Source organism: Rhizobium sp. BK196, from assembly GCF_014193255.1.
Lineage (GTDB): Bacteria > Pseudomonadota > Alphaproteobacteria > Rhizobiales > Rhizobiaceae > Rhizobium.
Window position 1 is genome coordinate 23,309 of record NZ_JACHZB010000014.1, and the last position, 16,474, is coordinate 39,782.

Annotated in this window: 16 protein-coding genes and 3 pseudogenes; 9 read left to right on the top strand and 10 right to left on the bottom strand. The window is 60.4% G+C overall.

Annotation, left to right across the window (positions count from 1 at the left end; genetic code table 11):
• Positions 1–38: 38 nt before the first annotated feature.
• Positions 39–329 carry a hypothetical protein gene (locus FHT78_RS29020; protein WP_183749993.1) on the bottom strand — a complete coding sequence of 97 codons (291 nt, stop codon included), beginning with the start codon at positions 327–329 and terminating at the stop codon, positions 39–41.
• 489 nt (positions 330–818) lie between these two features.
• On the opposite strand from FHT78_RS29020, the gene FHT78_RS29025 reads away from it, so the two are divergent.
• Positions 819–1,217 carry a DUF1236 domain-containing protein gene (locus FHT78_RS29025; protein WP_132658304.1) on the top strand — a complete coding sequence of 133 codons (399 nt, stop codon included), beginning with the start codon at positions 819–821 and terminating at the stop codon, positions 1,215–1,217.
• A 63-nt stretch (positions 1,218–1,280) separates the two neighbouring features.
• Positions 1,281–1,913, top strand: coding sequence for a BA14K family protein (locus tag FHT78_RS29030; RefSeq protein ID WP_183749994.1), 633 nt, complete (start codon positions 1,281–1,283; stop codon positions 1,911–1,913).
• A gap of 564 nt (positions 1,914–2,477) precedes the next feature.
• On the opposite strand, the pseudogene FHT78_RS29735 reads toward FHT78_RS29030, so the two are convergent.
• Positions 2,478–2,615, bottom strand: a pseudogene (locus tag FHT78_RS29735) (efflux RND transporter permease subunit); the annotation flags it as partial.
• A gap of 242 nt (positions 2,616–2,857) precedes the next feature.
• Here FHT78_RS29735 and FHT78_RS29040 point away from each other — a divergent pair.
• Positions 2,858–3,952, top strand: a complete 1,095-nt coding sequence (locus FHT78_RS29040) for a GSU2403 family nucleotidyltransferase fold protein (RefSeq protein WP_183749995.1) — start codon at positions 2,858–2,860, stop codon at positions 3,950–3,952.
• 479 nt (positions 3,953–4,431) lie between these two features.
• Here the strand turns inward: FHT78_RS29040 and FHT78_RS29155 are convergent, their stop codons facing one another.
• Complete coding sequence (locus tag FHT78_RS29155; protein WP_210289967.1) at positions 4,432–4,629, bottom strand: hypothetical protein; 198 nt, start codon at positions 4,627–4,629, stop codon at positions 4,432–4,434.
• A gap of 237 nt (positions 4,630–4,866) precedes the next feature.
• Between FHT78_RS29155 and FHT78_RS29050 the strand changes: the two genes are divergently transcribed.
• The 3 genes and pseudogenes from FHT78_RS29050 to FHT78_RS29565 form a co-directional block, all read left to right on the top strand.
• Complete coding sequence (locus FHT78_RS29050) at positions 4,867–5,118, top strand: antitoxin (protein WP_183749996.1); 252 nt, start codon at positions 4,867–4,869, stop codon at positions 5,116–5,118.
• Positions 5,115–5,426, top strand: coding sequence for a type II toxin-antitoxin system RelE/ParE family toxin (locus FHT78_RS29055; RefSeq protein ID WP_183749997.1), 312 nt, complete (start codon positions 5,115–5,117; stop codon positions 5,424–5,426). The genes FHT78_RS29050 and FHT78_RS29055 overlap by 4 nt, the downstream gene beginning before the upstream one ends.
• A 197-nt stretch (positions 5,427–5,623) precedes the next feature.
• Positions 5,624–6,020 (top strand): annotated as a pseudogene (locus tag FHT78_RS29565) (type IV toxin-antitoxin system AbiEi family antitoxin domain-containing protein); the annotation flags it as partial.
• 490 nt (positions 6,021–6,510) lie between these two features.
• Here FHT78_RS29565 and FHT78_RS29060 read toward each other — a convergent pair.
• The 5 genes from FHT78_RS29060 to FHT78_RS29080 are packed head-to-tail and all read right to left on the bottom strand — an operon-like array spanning position 6,511 to position 13,552.
• Entirely contained in the window at positions 6,511–7,221 is a 711-nt protein-coding gene (locus FHT78_RS29060; RefSeq protein ID WP_183749998.1) for a hypothetical protein, read from the bottom strand.
• Positions 7,222–7,239: 18 nt separating this feature from the next.
• Positions 7,240–8,421: a hypothetical protein gene (locus FHT78_RS29065; RefSeq protein ID WP_183749999.1), complete on the bottom strand. Its 1,182-nt coding sequence runs from the start codon at positions 8,419–8,421 to the stop codon at positions 7,240–7,242.
• A 47-nt stretch (positions 8,422–8,468) separates the two neighbouring features.
• Positions 8,469–9,224, bottom strand: a complete 756-nt coding sequence (locus FHT78_RS29070; RefSeq protein ID WP_183750000.1) for a TfuA-like protein — start codon at positions 9,222–9,224, stop codon at positions 8,469–8,471.
• A gap of 10 nt (positions 9,225–9,234) precedes the next feature.
• Positions 9,235–10,467, bottom strand: a complete 1,233-nt coding sequence (locus tag FHT78_RS29075) for a YcaO-like family protein (RefSeq protein ID WP_246715447.1) — start codon at positions 10,465–10,467, stop codon at positions 9,235–9,237.
• Positions 10,451–13,552, bottom strand: a complete 3,102-nt coding sequence (locus FHT78_RS29080; protein WP_183750001.1) for an AAA family ATPase — start codon at positions 13,550–13,552, stop codon at positions 10,451–10,453. Before FHT78_RS29080 ends, FHT78_RS29075 begins: the two co-directional genes overlap by 17 nt.
• Before the next feature lie 250 nt (positions 13,553–13,802).
• Between FHT78_RS29080 and FHT78_RS29085 the strand changes: the two genes are divergently transcribed.
• The 3 genes and pseudogenes from FHT78_RS29085 (at position 13,803) to FHT78_RS29570 (ending at position 14,471) form a co-directional block, all read left to right on the top strand.
• The gene (locus FHT78_RS29085) at positions 13,803–13,958 is read left to right on the top strand and encodes a hypothetical protein (RefSeq protein ID WP_183750002.1); all 156 of its coding nucleotides are present in this window, start codon (positions 13,803–13,805) and stop codon (positions 13,956–13,958) included.
• Positions 13,931–14,076 (top strand): annotated as a pseudogene (locus FHT78_RS29845) (maleylacetate reductase); the annotation flags it as partial. The gene FHT78_RS29085 and the pseudogene FHT78_RS29845, both read left to right, overlap by 28 nt.
• 44 nt (positions 14,077–14,120) lie before the next feature.
• Entirely contained in the window at positions 14,121–14,471 is a 351-nt protein-coding gene (locus tag FHT78_RS29570; protein WP_246715448.1) for a 3-keto-5-aminohexanoate cleavage protein, read from the top strand.
• A 236-nt stretch (positions 14,472–14,707) separates the two neighbouring features.
• Here the strand turns inward: FHT78_RS29570 and FHT78_RS29095 are convergent, their stop codons facing one another.
• Both FHT78_RS29095 and FHT78_RS29575 read right to left on the bottom strand, forming a co-directional pair.
• The gene (locus FHT78_RS29095; protein WP_183750003.1) at positions 14,708–15,289 is read right to left on the bottom strand and encodes a hypothetical protein; all 582 of its coding nucleotides are present in this window, start codon (positions 15,287–15,289) and stop codon (positions 14,708–14,710) included.
• A 161-nt stretch (positions 15,290–15,450) separates the two neighbouring features.
• Complete coding sequence (locus FHT78_RS29575; protein ID WP_246715449.1) at positions 15,451–15,861, bottom strand: hypothetical protein; 411 nt, start codon at positions 15,859–15,861, stop codon at positions 15,451–15,453.
• Between the last annotated feature and the right edge of the window lie 613 nt (positions 15,862–16,474).

The window sequence follows — 16,474 nt, forward strand, 5'->3', positions numbered from 1 at the left end:
CGTCGCTGACGGTCGTTTAGCTCTTCGACACGCCGGTTTCAGGCGCTTTCGTCGAAGCATATCTCTGTTACGCAATCGCGGCGACGCCCTCGATCTGGCGTGCAGCGAAGTTTTTCTGTTCGACGACGGTCTCCTGGAACCTTGTCGATAACGGTCGCAGTGGTTTCTCCAACGGCATCGCTGGCCGGCGTCAGATCTTCGGAAACCTTCGCTTTGAGATCGCTGAAGTTTGGCGCCGACTGGTCTGAACCTGACCGGTCATTCCCTCGCGAGGTCCTGCCTTGCACGTTCACTGGATCCTGTGCGGATTTGGAGATGTCTTCCGCCATGGTCTTCCTCCCATTTTCTGGCTGTTCGGATGCCTACCAACCTCGATCGGATCGGATTGTTCGGCAGGCTACGCTTCTTGGGAAACCAGCTCTCGAAACGCATTGCCAGTCGGCTCAAACGGGCGTCGAAGGCTCGTCGCCGATGATAGGTGCCGCAACCGCTGTCATTGCGCGCCGGCACCATCTGTGATGATAGGCGAACTCAATCGAGCCGGAGCCTTTCCTGCCAACTGGCGCCGGCTTCAAGCCTGGCGCGGGCATGCCAACAGAGCTTGCACGCATGAAAGGTGGACCTATCGCGCGAAGGCCGCCGTCAGTGTTGCTCGGACAACAATCTCCACGTGGCCCACCCAGCAGCTTGTTCGCTGGTTCGCCCGGCCCGCCTGCAAGACAGCTACCACGGACCAAAGTCCTATTCCCGGAACCGACTGCGCGATCGCTCGTTCTTGGCCTGCGGTCCCCTGGCCGCATCAGTCAAAGGAGGACATTATGTTTCACAAGATCATGATCGGCGCGGCTGTCTCCGCGACACTTATGTCGGGCGCGGCTTTTGCTCAGTCGTCGACGGTCAACGGAGCTGCAGGCGGCGCCATTACCGGCGCGATCGTCGGCGGTCCGGTCGGTGCAGCCGTCGGCGGCGTAACCGGCGCGATCGTCGGCACTGCAATCGATCCGCCGCCGCAGAAGGTCGTTACCTATGTCCAGCAAGCTCCGGCGCCCGCGACCCCCGTCGTCGTCAGGGAGAAGGTCGTGGTTGGCCAGCCGCTTCCCGAAACGGTGGTCGTGACGCCGGTTCCGGAGAACCCGAAATATTCCTATGCGATCGTGAACGACGAGCGCGTCATCGTCGAGCCGTCGTCCCGCAAGGTTATTCAGGTCATCAACTGACCTTGCCCCTGGGACGCGGCATGCTGCCGCGTCCGTCTCTTTCCAACAAGCAGGATTTTGATCATGAAGGCCATCGCTTCACTGGCGTTTGGTATCGCGAGTTCTATTGGCCTGTGCGTTGCCGCCGGCTCGGTCGCCTCAGTCGTGCTGGCCGATCCCGGGCCTCACACGTTCGAAAGCCTCTCGCGACCGGATATCTGGACGACGAAACCGGTGCGGGTAGACGTCGCCAGCCAACATTACGAACGCATTCCAGCTGTCTATTCCACCTATGTCACCGACGCGCCGAAAATGGCGGTTGCCTCGCGGGCCAAGGCGCCTGCCCCGCGCGAACCGGAGGCAACATCGATAGCGACGATGTCGCCAGAGCACGTGGACTGGTGCGCCAACCACTATCGGTCTTTCGATCCCGCTACCAACAGCTATCGGGCTTACAGCGGCCAGACAAAGACATGCACTTCGCCGTTTTCGGCTCCTCTGAGGACGGCCGGAACGAATCCGCAACAGCAGGAATCCGGAGCCGCGGAGAGCGCCGCCAAAGCGTGGTGCGCGGCCCGCTACCAGTCCTATCGGGCAGAGGATAACAGTTACCAGCCCTTCGATGGCCCGCGCAGAGCCTGTGTTGCGCCAACGCGCCAGATTGTTGCCTCGGCCACCGGTTCAGGCCCGCGAACCGACACGTTAGTGTCGAACTGAGCGCCATGACGGAGTTTCAGACCCACCAAAGCTGCCGCCCGACACATCGGTATAAAAGCCATCGATGAAAAGCCGTTGACAGCGGATGGATATAGAGCGGCTGTGAACGACATCGGGATCGCCGAGGGACAGGCCGATTTTTCTATCGGTAACGCGTATCTCCGCCTACGTTCTACTTTTGACGTGGGTGGGTGAGGTTGAGCCGGCGGTGAGCTGTTGTTCGTGTTTTCGTGTTTTTCGGTGAACATTGCTTCGAGAAGGGTTTTGCGGCGTTGCGGACCTCCTCTTTCATTCCTTCGTCTTTGTTTAAGGATTCATGGCTCGTCGCATAGGATTCCCAGTAGCCGATGTAGCGGTCGATCTCTGGTCAAGAGCTTGAACTTCCACCGAACTCCAGACGTAAGCCCCTAGGGTCGCAGGTTCGATTCCATTCAAGGCCTAGGATGTCATGCATCTTGAGCGCTGGCTGACCTTTGCAGCAGACCGTGTCTTGTTGCCGACCTCACGGCCTTGTGGCAGCCGCCGGATGAGCAAACCAGCGCCCCAAGCCCCCGCCATGCCGTCAAGATAAGTCAGGACCACCGGCACAAGGACCAGGTTAAGCGCCGTAGAGGATATCAATCCACCAATTACGGCATGGGCCATCGGGGCACGTTGCTCGCCGCCTTCGTCGAGGCCCAAAGCCATCGGCAACATTCCAAAGTCGCCGGACGCTGATATCCATAGAGCGATTACGGCCCTGGCGACTCCGACATTGTGGATGTTCGGCGTGAGCCATTCCGACACGAAACCTATGACAATGGATGCGGCTGAAGCGTGGGCTCACGACCACGTGACCAACCCTTACGCTTGGATTATCTTGCGGGACGGCTGATAATCTTGCGGCCTATTCTCTCGACCGTTATACTGTTTTTGAAAAACGGTATAACGCCGGAGCCAAGACTATGAAACCCATCGACCTCATGTATCAGACGATGCTTGCCGAGCTGGGTCAGCGCTCGCTCGACGCCGCTTGGACGGCCGATTTCCCTCCAGAAGGTCGGTTCACCCCGGCGAACATCAAAGGGCGCAAGTACTGGTACTTCGACATCCCTGATGGACACGGTGGCACGAAACGTCGTTACGTCGGTCCTGCTGATGATCCGGATATCGCGCAGCGCGTAGCTGATCATAAGCGGGACAAGGACGATCTACGCGCTCGCAGGCGTTTGGTAAATACCCTGACCCGCGAAGGCGGGATGATTGCCCCTGACGCCATGTCGGGTGACATCGTCGAGGCTCTTGCCGATGGCGGTCTTTTCCGGCTCCGGGGTGTTCTCATCGGCACGGTGGCCTTTCAGTGCTATTCGGGACTGCTGGGGGTGCGGCTTCCCATGGCTGCAATCCTGACGGGCGATGCGGACATCGCCCAGGACTATGCCATCAGTCGGGAGGTTGAAGACAGCCTACCCCCGATCGTTGAGCTGCTGCAGGGCGTCGACGCTAGCTTCCGGCCAATCCCACATCGGTCGGGATCCGCGGCCTCGTCGGCGTTTCAGAATGCCGACGGCTACAGGGTCGAATTCTTGACCTCTAACCGCGGTTCGGACGACCACATCGACCAGCCGGCGAAGATGCCCGCCCTTGGTGGCGCCAGCGCGGATCCATTGCGCTTTCTCGACTTCCTCATAAGGGAACCTATCAGGACAATGCTGCTCCACCGAAGTGGTGTCCCAGTTGTCGTCCCTGATCCGGCCCGCTATGCGGTCCACAAGCTCATCGTCGCCAGTCGCCGACACACTGACGGGCAGGGGCCGGCAAAGCAAGAGAAGGACATTCGTCAAGCTGCGTTGCTCTTTGAAGCCCTGCAGCAGACAAGGCGATCTGCCGACTTGGCGCTCGTCTACAACGAAGCCTGGGAGCGCGGGCCTGCGTGGCAAGAAGGAATTCGAACCGGCGCAGGGATGCTGCCGGCACAAGATGCCGAGCGGTTCAGCGCGGTCCTGATCGAGGGCGCAAAAAAAATCCGCCAAGAAATTGAACTTCCGTTTGGGGAATAGGCCGTCCTCGGCTTCGAAAGCCAAGCAGTTGATTTCATTCGAAGTGGAGACAAATCTGGTGCCGAGAGTTCGAGTCCGCTCAAGGCGTGGAATTGAACGACGCTTATTTAAGTGCGCTTAACTTAGCTTCTTTCTTATTAAAGCGAACGGCGCCTTGCTTAGATAGCGGCTGAAAATCATACTCGCTCCATGTCCGATTGCGAGCCTAGTAGGGCGTCCGGTGCGTCCGAGCACGTCGCCGACCGCATAGAGTCAAATAGGCGGTTAAACAAACTGGCGCCCCTCGCCGCGCACGATCCCCACGACGGTTTTGCCAATTTTCGGGGAGAAAGTTCGCGTCTGCTCAAGGCCACAGACGACCAGCGACAAGGCTGGAACTACTGGGGGTGTCGCAGTGTAGGATGGCAGCAATTCTCGCGATTGCTTTCAAGCGTCTTAGTCGTTCACGGACAAGGTGAGATTGTTGCTTCAGGTCTCAGCTAAGGCGCCCCATCGTTCATATCGTTGGGTTGCGCCCACCCACCCGTCTGCAGCCCCGGCATGCGATCGAATGTGCCGGCAAGCACCAAACGGATGAACTGAATGCCGGCGTCATAGTGCCAGCCCAAACCATAGCTGGAAAAGGCAGCATCCACTTCTGGTGTAAAGCCAGAATAGTAGGCTGACCTGACGGCCATCTGAGGCGTGCGGGGATGGAGCGGGACCGGTACACCTAATGCTTCGGCCGATTGGAAGATTGGTGTCAGGGAAAGGTGATCGAGATTGTGTGCTCCAACGCGCCCGCACAGCATCGTGCGCTTGAAGCGCTTTGATATAGCGTTCGAGTTCCAACGCTTCTCCTTCTCCGCCCCTTGCGCCTGGCCCACATACCCACATATGTGTTAATGTGGCTTTTCAGTTCAGGAGCACGTTGGATGAGCCGATTGACAATTGACATAACGGACCAGCAACATCAAAGCCTAAAGGCGCTCGCCGCTTTGCAGGGCAAGACAATCAAGCAGTACGCGCTCGAGCGCCTCTTTCCCGGTGACACAGATGGAGAACGAGCCTGGGAGGAGTTGAAGACGTTGATGAACACGCGCATTAATGACGGGCTCGCCGGAAAACTGTCAACCAAAACCGTAGGTGAGATCCTCGACGAGGAGATGGTCGAGGGTCGTGTTTGACGGCCTACATTCTTACCGCAGAGGCGGAATCCGATCTACGTTCGGTAATCCGCTACACTCGTGCGCAATGGGGTCCCGCCCAGGTACGCCGCTACGTCTCAGCGTTGGAGCGCTATATCGCAAATCTGGCGGAGGGCAAAAGTCCTTTCAAGGATCTGAGCGCGCTTCATCCGGCGTTACGAATGGCCCGGTGCGAACATCACTACCTCTTTTGCCTGCTTCGCGAGTATGCGCCCGCCTTGATCGTGGCGATATTTCATGAACGAATGGATCTCATGCAGCGTTTGGCTGGTCGTCTGAACGAATGATCTATGGACGAAGGTGAGATTGCTGAGCGCAAGGTCCATAGATCGTTTTATCATGTGGTTCTAAGGGCCAGTTCTGATCCCTTCAAGGCGAAGGTCAGTTGTTACTCACGGCTTCGCCAATCAACGCCTTTCTCAAGGCCAGGGATTTTGATACAAATCCTCGGATAATAGATTCTATGCTCCGGGTTTTTGTATCAATGCCGGCCTCCGTCACCCAACGCCAAATCGCCCGAACTGTGCTCGCTGAACGCGGGATAGCACGTCTGGCGGAACTGCGGAATGCAGGGGTGACGGCGGCCACCATGAGCCGATGGAACGGGCTGGCAAGGTCGTGCGGCTTACCCGCGGTCTTTATCAACTCCCCGATGCGGAACTCGATACCAACCATAGTCTGGCAGAGATTGCCAAACGCGTCCCGAAGGCGGTTGTCTGCCTTGTTTCGGCCCTTGCTTTCCACGGCCTGACGGATCAACTTCCGAGGCAAATCTGGCTTGCGATAGGCCGCAAAGACTGGGCCCCACAACCGAACGGCCCTCGATGCGTATCGTACGTTTCACAGACAGCCTTCTCAACGAAAGCGTCGAGACTCATGTGGCTAAAAGAAGTCAGAAATCTCGGTGCCTCGGTGCGCGCTCGCCTGTTGCAACTCGCCAAGGCAAGCGGGCAAAGCTTGATTTGGTTCTGACGCGTTTTTGCGCTTGAGCGGTTACTTTGCGCCTCCATAGTGGTCATCGAGCCACCGGTCGACGTCGCCGCAAAGCGGACATTACGTGGTGAAAACACCCGGTCGCAGCGGAGCCATAAGCTGTCATCTCTGCCATTTCAGTGACGAGGGGTCGGCACTGCAGTGTAGTGGCGCTATGCTGCAATCCGAAAAAGTCTAGTTCCGAAAGGACATATTGGCGCGTCAGATCCGGGCGAGATGGCCTTACGGCTTGTTGTGCTAACGACGAAGAACACCGGCCGACAGCACGGAGACAATACTGGCGGCAGCCTGAGATATTCCTCTTCCGCCCTTTCGCCGAGGCGCTTTGGGGGACGGCTGGTGGTTGCAGCCACCCGATTTGGCATCCGTTTCCCGGCCCTATCCGCCCATTGGCCCACGTTGCGGAGCCAGCGCCTGTGTCTGCGCATAGGCAAGCGGCGAACGGTTGCCCGGGAGATTGGCGTCGAGGACGAGCGTCTTGACGTCGTCGGCTCGGATGTCGAGTGCCACGACGACATCGAGCTTGTCGATTTGCCATACGGCATATCCGAGCTTGGGCTCGTATCCGCAGTCGCATCCGCAATCGCCCTGCACGATGGTGCGAGCCTCTTCCGGCAAGAACATGATTTGCGGCTTTGGCAAACGGTAGCAATGGCCTTCATAGGCGTATCCGTAGATGACGCCGATGCTTTTCATGCATTGCGGGACTTGCTTGTGGAGCGTCTGACCACCGATGGTAATTGGCAGCGCATAAATTCCGTCGTCACCAAGCGCCGTGAATGTTATTCTTCCGTTCAAGAGGGAAAGGATGACGTCCTCGCCGGTTTTTCTCTCAATCTCTCTTATTAGGTCGTCGATTATTCCACCGACTTCTTCTTTTGCTTCCGGATTCAGGTTGTTTATTGCTTCGTTCGAGTCCATCGCGGCATAAATTTTCTCCTTTAGCATGTTGTCGTTGATTGCGGATAGAAGAGTGGCAGGTCGTCCATACAATTTCACTTCTCCTGGGTTGTAGGTACTGTAGTCAGGAACCTGTAGGCCTTTCGGCTCCTCCCCCACGCCCGGATAGGGACCGCAACAGTCGCTCATTGTTTGCCCTCCTAGAGTTCATCTCGGACCGATAATTTCACGCCACACAAAATTCGCTTCGAGCGCATCGGCGCCGCCACGGCTGGCAGCTTGGATGACGGCCCGTGCTACTTGCTCGAGAGTCATGGTGTTGGGATCAAGTGTACGCAGCGACGCGGCGAGTGCACTGCCGACCTGGTCACGCGCGGTCTCGAGCGCCAGCTTGAAATAGAGCGGCCGGTCGCGAAACGACCGTTCGGTCAGCGAGCGGAACTCGTCGAACTCGCTCAGCGTCAAGTCACGCAGATCGACGTTCAAAAGGCGCCGGTCGGCAAAGCCGTCCCTGACCAATTGCCGATGATAGATCTCCACGATGCTGTCGAAGATCGCGCCGAGGAAGGGCAGCGAGCGGTCGTGCGGCTCGCGGGTGGTTTCCGACATGCGGCGGAAATTGGTGGCGAGACGGATTTGCGTCTCGAGACTGGTCTCGGCGAAGCGGTTGAGTTCGTTGGAAAGTAGGAGATTGCCTTGCGTCCGACGCAGCAGCCGGTCGACGGCGGAATCAAAATGCAGCAGCGAAATCAGCGACACGCAGTCGGAAAAGGCTTCGGAAAACGGGAAGAAATCGGCCTCGCGCGACGTGATCATCGGTATGCCGAGTTCCGACAGGCTGATGAAATGGCCGACTTCGTGGGCGATTGTGTCGAAGTTTAGCGCATAGGGCCGCAGCACGCCGCCAACATCGGAGGCTCCCAGCTCCAGATAGCCGTAGCCGGCATGGGCGTTGTCCCACTCGACCAGGGGAATGATTTCCAGGCGGCGAAAGACCGGGTCGAAGAACCAGCGGATGCGATGACCGAGATAGCTGTGCCAGATGTCGAGCACGAAATGTACGCAGGCATAGACGTGGACGCCGAGGTAGGCCCGCGATTTCGGATCCATATTGTCGAAGCTGCGATCCGGGCCAGATCGTGCCGCCGGTCGCCGCTCGCCTTCGAACGGCGGCAGATCGTCAGGACCATAGGGCCGTTTTTCGATCAACGGATCGACCACGTACACCCACTGGTCGCTCGGTCCGTCACGGATCTCGTCGGGCAGGATCGAGAGCCAGACGCGATCGGGCTCTTCGTAGCCGGGGATGAAGGGAGGCTGGGGGAAAATCCAGAATCGTGTTCCGATGCGTGGGTTCACGCGTTCCGTCACATTGTTCGGATACTCCATAGCACAATCGCTTTCGAAGAAGAAGGATTGAGCAACCACACGTTTAATTAGTAATTTCGTATCAAGTCGATGTCAATATGCGAGGCTTCCAAATCTCTCATGAAAGTATTGGTCGCGACCCAGGCGCGATCAACATCGCGGCCCTGCCGCTCTATTGTTAGAGAAGGCGCCATACGTAACGCAAGGAGTGCGTCCTGGCGCTTTTGCCCGGTCATTTCTTTCCGCAATGCCGAAATACGGTCGCTGGAAAATCCCCCAGCCCGCAATAGGGCTGCGAGCGAGCGATCGCGAAAGTTCGTCCCGCGCGCCAATGCGATGAGTTGGTCGCGCTCATCGGATGTCATCATATTTCGGCGGGCAAGCGTCGAGAACGTCCGTTGAAGGTCGACCAGTGCGTCCGTGAGCGGCAGAAAGCCGAGTTCGGCGGGCCCTGACTGCACAGCGACCGCATCCTCCGCCGTCAACGGCCAGCGCCGGTACCACCTATAGATCAGGCCGACGCCGATCATGCCATAGGGCGCAAGCTCGGCCGCCCGCAAGGCTCCCATGCTGGCCGCGCCGATCATGACGATGCCTTGTGCCATCGCCCAGAGAATTTCCTTGTGGCGGACGGCGGGGCGGTCCTCGAACTGTCCGTCGATCAGCACCATCGCACGTGGCCGGAAGGCATGGGCGGCGAGTATGACGTCTCCCTGGGATACGGGCTGAAGATAGATCGCGTCGAGCACCGCCTGCGCCTCGTCGCGACGCAGCGTGGGGCCGAGAAATACCAGAATCGGACCTTCCTTGCCGGCATTCGTCATCGGCAACCCCTCAACGCAAAATTGAAAACGGCCGCGCACCCGCAAGAATGGTTCGCACGCAGGCCACGCCTGCTTCGGCGTCCGCTCCAACCGGTACGGCGAGAATAGGTCCAAGCCCGCAGGCGGCAACCCGGTCTACGACGTCGCGCAGGCATGTTGGGGCGAAGGGCGACGCTGCCGTGCCCGCTGTCGTGGCTTCGAGGATCAGGCGGCGGGCGTCCGCGACGAGCGGATCGGTGCTCTTGCGATAGTGTTCGCGCGTCTGGTCGTCGCGCGCGCCGGAAATCGCCCCGGCGCGCGCCGATAATGCCTCCAGCATCGCGCTCGCCGCGGCGGTCTCGACGGTAAAGCCCGCCGAATGGCCCTCCGTCGGCAACGCCAGGGTCGGCTCAGCCGCGCCGGCCTCGATCGCCTGGCACCAGATCACCGGTAGGTCGGTGGGCGAGGGAGCGTGCCAAAGCGCGAAAGCGATGCCCTTCGTCCGGGTGACCGAAAGAATATGCTCGACCTTCGGCCCGATATGCGATGTCGCTATGCGGCGACGATCGAAAAAGCCGTGGGTGGTGAAGGCCCGCGCGATCGCGTCGCGTTCGATGCATTCGAACAGCCCATGCGCGAAGGCATCGCGCGCCGTGCTGTGGCAGGCAAGGCCGGTGGTGGTGCGGATGAACAATCCGTCGCCCTGTGGCTCGGGATCGGTATAGCAGGTGTGAACAAGTTCGAGCGGCACCGGCTGCGGCGCTCCGCTCGCGACATCAACAGCCAAGGTCCAGGGAATTGGCAGCGATCGCCATGCGGTGCCGGCGTGGGGAAGCAGCAGGTTTTCGAACAGAGCCGCGTCGATCCGAAGCTCGTCGGCGGTCGCAAGAAAGCAGGCCGAGGAGGGAATGCGCTCGGCGAAGAAACGCTCGAGACCCTCCATGATCGCCCCGACCGCCGCCTCTATCAGGGTGAGGCCGCGGCCAAGCGAGGTCACCTCGGAAAGCGCGGCCGGCTGGATGGCCTGCGCCACCGGCAGACCGAGACGGTCGAGCCCGGTCAGGTCGGCGAGACGGGTGATGCCGGCCCGGCGGCTGAAAGGAAGTAGCCTACGAAAACATGCCTCGGCGGCGCCCGGGTCGGCCGGCGTATCGAGCGGTTGCCTCAAGCCGGCGGCAAGCTCGTCGCGAAAGTCGGCAATCCGTCCGTCGATCGCCGGCGGGGCAGGGGTCAAGCTTTCGGCCGTGTCAGCGTCCAATAACAACGCCCAGCTCCCGGGTTGAGCGGCTCGCCCTTTGCAGCAGAGCCATCGCACCCTGGCTTTCGGCGATGGTCACGGCGGTCAGCAGTTCGGCGGCGACAAGATTGGTTTTCACGTTTCCCCGAGCGCGCAGCACGGCCCGGCAGCGGTAGAGTTCGGCGAGCCAGTAGGCATGGCCGGTTTCCTTGGCCTGCCGGATGGCATCGGTGACGACGTCGATGGCCTGCTCATACTTGCCGGCAAGGCCGAGCAAGGTCGCGTGCATGTAGAGATAGATCGGCAGGTCGGCGACGGCGCCGAGATCTTTGAGCAGCGCCAATCCCTCGGCGAACATCTCATGGCCGGCGAGGAGGTCGTCGCTGTGGGCTTTGGCCCAGCCGCCGAAAAGCAGCGACATGCCAGCGAGCGACTGCATCTCATGTTGCTGGGCAAAGAGCCGCATCCGGCTCGAAACATCCGCCAGCCGCTCGAAATCGTCGCGGTAGAAGGCCGAGACTGCCTCGGTGTCGAGCGAATGGGCGGTACTCGGAACATGGTCGATGCGCTCGACCAGGCCGACCATGTCCGCAAGTGCTGTGTCCGAGGCCGAGCCCTGTCCCGTCAGCCAGAGCGACAGAGCGAGTTGTCCGAGGCCGCAGACCTTGGCGTCGTGGCCGCCATAGAGCGTTCGCGCGGTTTCGGCCGATCGCTCGTCGTAAAGCGCAAGCCCCGCCGTGATCGCCTCCTGCGTCTCCTTGTGCCAGCCGAGATTGAAGTCGATCGCCCAGATGCAATGCTTGACCTGCAGGGCGATTTCGCGATCTTCGGTGCCAAGCATCATCATCTGCACTTCGAGTGCGCGGTCGTGCATGACGAGAAAGTCAGGCCCGGTCAGCCACCAGCCCCAATAGATCGGAAACCACTTTGGCTGGTCTTCCTTCGGCTGGCGGCGGGCGATGGCGACGCCGTCTTCGTACAGCTTGCGGGCGGGCGGAGAATTGGCGCCGACGAGGCCAGTGAGGATCGGGCCGAGCCTGGTGAAGGCGGAAAGCCGCAAGGCGTCGACCGCCTCGCTTTCGTCCATCTCGTCGCAAAGGGCCAGCGCTTGCTCCAGATGGTGGCGCGCCTCGATCATCGCCGAGCGGCCGGCACTCTCGGAGCCGGCGGCGATGAACAGCCGAATTGCCTCCTCGGTGAGCCCCGCGCGTTCCGCCTGGTCGGCGAGCCCGCCGGTGTCGATCCATTCCGCCAGCCCACGGTCGTCGCTGACGGCGTGGAACAGCCGCCGGTGCAGAACCTGCCGTTGCTTGCGCAGGAGTGCCTTGTAGATCGTTTCCTGGATCAGGGCGTGTCGGAAGCGGTAGATCACGGTTCCGCCGGTTCGGCCACGCGTCAGAAAGCCGGTTTCGCACAGCACATCCGCCGCACTCGCCAGCGACCGCCTGGCGAGATCCGGCAAAAGCGCGTGAAGCAGCGGCAGCGTCGCACGGCCGCCGGCGATCGCCGCGGCTCGCGCCACGTCCCGCGCCGGTCCGAGACGCGCGAGCCGTTCGTCGAGAATCCCTTCGAAGGCAAGCGCGTGCGCGTGAGAGACCATTGCCTCGCCATCATGCGCGATTGCCTCAGGAATATTCGCCGCATCCGCAGGCGCGATCTCCGTGATCCACTGGCAGATCTCCTCGATGAACAGCGGAATGCCGCCGGAAATCCGCTCCGTCGCCTCCAGAAGTTCCGGAAGTGCCGTGCGCTTGTGTGCCGGCCAACTCGCTTCGATCGCCTGCTTCGTCTCGTCGCGATTGAGTGGCTTCAACGACAGGTGCACCACGTCGGCACCGTCGGCCCAATCCATCGCGGCGCCGGGACGCAAGGTGACGACGAGAAGGATGGGAAGCCGTGAAACTGTGCGGGCGATTTCCCCAAGGAGGTCCTGCGACGTCGGATCGATCCAGTGAATATCCTCGACCGCCATGATCAGCGGACCGCGTGCGCCGACGGTCTCCAGCGCTTGGATGGTCGCCCGCCGCGCCCTGTCGCGGATTGCCTTGGGATCGCTGCCGGAGAGGGACTCGTTTCGGCCCGCAGCGCCGAGCAGATACGAAAACAGTTCGGCGACGTCTGGCTCTTCTATGCCGTGGTGGGCGAACGCGGCGGCGACGGTTGTGGCCGTCAGGCGTGAGGGGCCAGCCGCCTTGGACGCCGTGCCGGGAAAACCATGCATGATCGGGTGAAGCGTGGAGCGCGCGCCGCCGGGCGCGCACTGAAACAGGAAGGCCCTCGATCGCTCCTTGCGGGTAAGCTTGCGGATCTCCCGCAAAAGCCGCGATTTCCCGATGCCGGCGTCGCCTTCGATCGCCAGGATCTGGCCTTTCCCGGCCAAGACCTCTCGCCAGCAACGGGCAATTGTCTCAAGCTCGGCGGCATGGCCGATGAAGGAACCGCCAAGCCGTCCGAAGGCGTAGAAGCGGGTGACTTCGGTACGATGTTCGAGCGCGCGCCAAACCCTTTGGGGCTCGGCAAATCCCTTTAGCGACCGGCTGCCCTCGAAGATGAAGGCGTAGGCGCGTCCAGCGAGGGTCTTCGTTTCCTCCGAGACGAGAATGCTGTCAGGGGCCGCGAGGGCTTCCAGCCGCGTCGCCATGGCGAGCGCCGCCCCCGTCACCGGTTCCTGCGAAGGGACTTCCTCGCGCGGTTCCTGGACCAGCGCGATGGAGGTGGCGATGCCGACGCGGACATGCATGTCGCTGCGCCGCGCCTCGCGGCCGATGCGCCGGCAGGCCTCGATAACGTCGAAGCCAGCGCGAATCGCCAGCGACGCGGCATCGCGCGCGCCAAGTTCGGTCGGGAAAAGGGCAACACCGCCGTCACCGGCCTCGACCCGCATAACGCCGGAACGCGCGAGGATCGCCGACCGCACCCCGTGCTGAAAGGCGGAAATCAGCTCCTGGAAGTCCTCGATATCGAGTTGATGGAAAAGATTTGTCGATCCGACAAGATCGTAGCAGAGCGCCGTGATGAGGCGCCGCTCGCTGCCATGCTCCGCCGGCCGCGCGCCCCCGCCCGTCGATTTTCGTGTATGCTTCGGTGAGTTGATAGGACTTTCGCTCGCCATCGCCGGCCCTTGCGTGTCTGCTAGATCCTGCACCTGACAGAGCGACTATAACACAGGCCGACACGATGTGTCGGTAGCCAAAAGTTGAAAGCAGATCGGATTGTTACGCGGCACGAAATGCCGTGCGGCGGGGCATACCCGCACGTCGAAATTACGCAACGATTTCAAAGAGAGTGGCACGCCATAGGGGAATCGAATCCCTCTTCCCATAATGAAAAATGTGTTTCTGACGCTGACAAGCAGTGGCTCTTTGCGACTTCGCCACGCGCTTGCCTACAACAGCCCAGCGGCACCCGAGACCATGGCATGGATCGCGGCGGCGATCGGTGCGTCCGATGCGCCGATCGGGCTGCACTGGTTGGCAATCAGACTTGGCGTCCCACAGCACTGCGCGACCTCGGTGTGAAGGAATCCGACCTCGACCGCGCACTAATCCGTATTGGAACCCGCGTCCAATCGAAGCCGCTCCCCCCTTGCGCGATCTGCTACGGCGCGCCTGGGAGGGAGCGGAACGCAAGCCCTGAGGGAAGCGGCGTAGCGCGACATCGCTCCTCGCCCGGCGAGAAAAATGGATACGAAAGAGCCTTGCACAGTCTGCGTTGCGATCACCGGTTCACTGCCGCAAAAGAGCGCTGCCGGGATCGGCCGGCACCAAGTGACGCTGAACAAACGGTGCACCGAATTGGGCAGACACTGCCGCACAGGTCTTGAGGATAACATCCGCATCGGCCATTTAGTTCAGCTCCTGCGCCAGGTAACGGTGACTGCCGACGAAGACTGCGACCTTGCCGCCACCTCCGACAAGGCCGGCTATGAACCATGCGGCAGTCCGACCCTTCTTGACGCAGTCGTTGCCAACATAGCCTGTGCGGGAGGCGGTGGAGATATGGGACTACCGGTGCCTTCCCCGGCCAAGTGATCCACCGCGTGGTTCACCTGCGGGTGGTCTGAGGTTATCATGCCGATGAGTCGGCTTCGCGGCTGAGGGAGCGGATAGCATCGGCGGCCTTGTCGGGTGCGAGGTCGTCCATGAAACGCACGATCGGCCTTCCGTGCGCCTTCGGGTAGGCGACTGTGGCTTTTGTCAGGAGCTGGCCCCAAGCTGATCCAATCGACGCTGAGCTAGCCTTCCCCCATCGAAATGGCGGTGCGCGGTTAGCGCCTATCGAACCTGGTAAGCATCTTTCGCAATTGCGCGTTCTGCTCGACGAGCTTCTTCGCGAGCTGACGCCGCAACGCCGCGACTTCCGCGTCAAGGTCAGCAATTTCATCGATGAACGATTTCGGGCCTGCAGCCACGACAGGAGCCTTTTCTGAAGCTGCATAGATCGGAATAACCGGCTCCACGGCGGGAGCAGCCCGCTTCCGCCGCGTGGACGCGGCCTTGGTGGTTGTCTTGGAAGCTTCGGTCCTGGGGGGCGGCGTCGGGGTTTTTTCAGCCTGCTGCGTGCCAGCGAGGCTTGTAGGCTCACCGTCACCGACTGCGACTGCGGGAGCGTCTGTCGCAACTGATGTCGCTGTTTCGGCTTCACTAGAATTGGTATCTGGTTCCGGTCGGCTTGCCTCGACCTGCGCCTCGGAGACGGGCTCAGCTGGGCGGTCAACTGTCGTCGCGTCGATGACAGGTTGTTCCACCTTGGGGGCCGGTTTGTATTCGAGAGCAATAGTCTTCGCTTCGGCTTCTCGGCTCTCATCAAAACTATGTGGTTTTGGTTTACGCGACACCAGGTCAGCCACAAATCTCCATGGTGTTCTCATCATATTCAACCTTCAATACATAGCGGCGGGACATGACCGCAGTCATTCATTGTCAGCAGGATCTTATTCATCTTGGCCCTATCAGACGAAAGATCAGCGGCGCCATCACGTTGAACGATTGACGCCGCTGCAAAACGGAATCAGGCCTTGCCAAGCCGCTTGCGCAAATCTGCATTTTCGGCGCGTAGCTTTTCGGAGAGCTCCTTGCGAAGTTGCTTATTCTCTTCCTCGAGTTTGATGAGATCAGCGATATCGTCGATGACGTCGACAGAGGTGGCGACCGGAGCGGGCGTAGCTTCGACGCGAGGGGCGCGAGGGGCAGCCGTCTTCCGTGCGGGAACCACCTTTTCGGCCTTGAGCGGAACAATCTTAGAGCCGCGCTTCGCACGCGTCTTCTTGACCGACTTTTCAGCAGGTGAAGCGATCGAATCGGCGGTGCTGGCTTCGGCCGCGACTTTCGGCACGCGTGGCTTGCGGGTCTTCTTCTCAGCGGGGGCTGCGGCAGGCACTTCGGTGGTCGCAGTTGTTTCAATTCCGGTTTCGTCGGCCATCAGTGTTCTCCTCTGTCAGGCGGGCAAGCATTTGATTCTTAGTTACTTAAAGTCAATGCTAAGAGCCGCGTTTCGTGGACTGCTTCGCGTTCTTCGTCAGAACCTACCCAGAGAAGCTCCTGACAGACAATCGACCCGAGCCAATCGATCTCATAACGAAGCCATTATCTCCCGACAATCTCGTGGAAAAAGTAGCTCGCGCGAAGAAGCACCTCATTGAAAGGCGGGCAATGACCGAACGTTTGGCTGAAAGGCAGGCAAACAGCCGAGCCACTTAGGCAATTTATTCGCCGTGCTGGCAGGTATTTCCGACGTCCAGGAGAGGGGTACTGACGTGCTCCCGTGAAGTTAGACCGTTTGGAACTGGAATTCTCCTCTTCCTGAACCGCCCCAGGATTCTGGACCAGCGGAGGCTGGAGTTTTCCGGCTTCACTCAGGGAGGCGGGCTGGTTGCGCCTCCGGAATTCATCAGCGAGATCGGCACCTTGTTACCGATCGCACCATGCGGCCGAACCTCATTGTAGATCCTATGCAAGCTCACCGCGGAGCTTGATAGTTCGACCTCCGCTTTCGCTACGGAGGATGACCATGAGCGCGGATGCCGTCAACGACT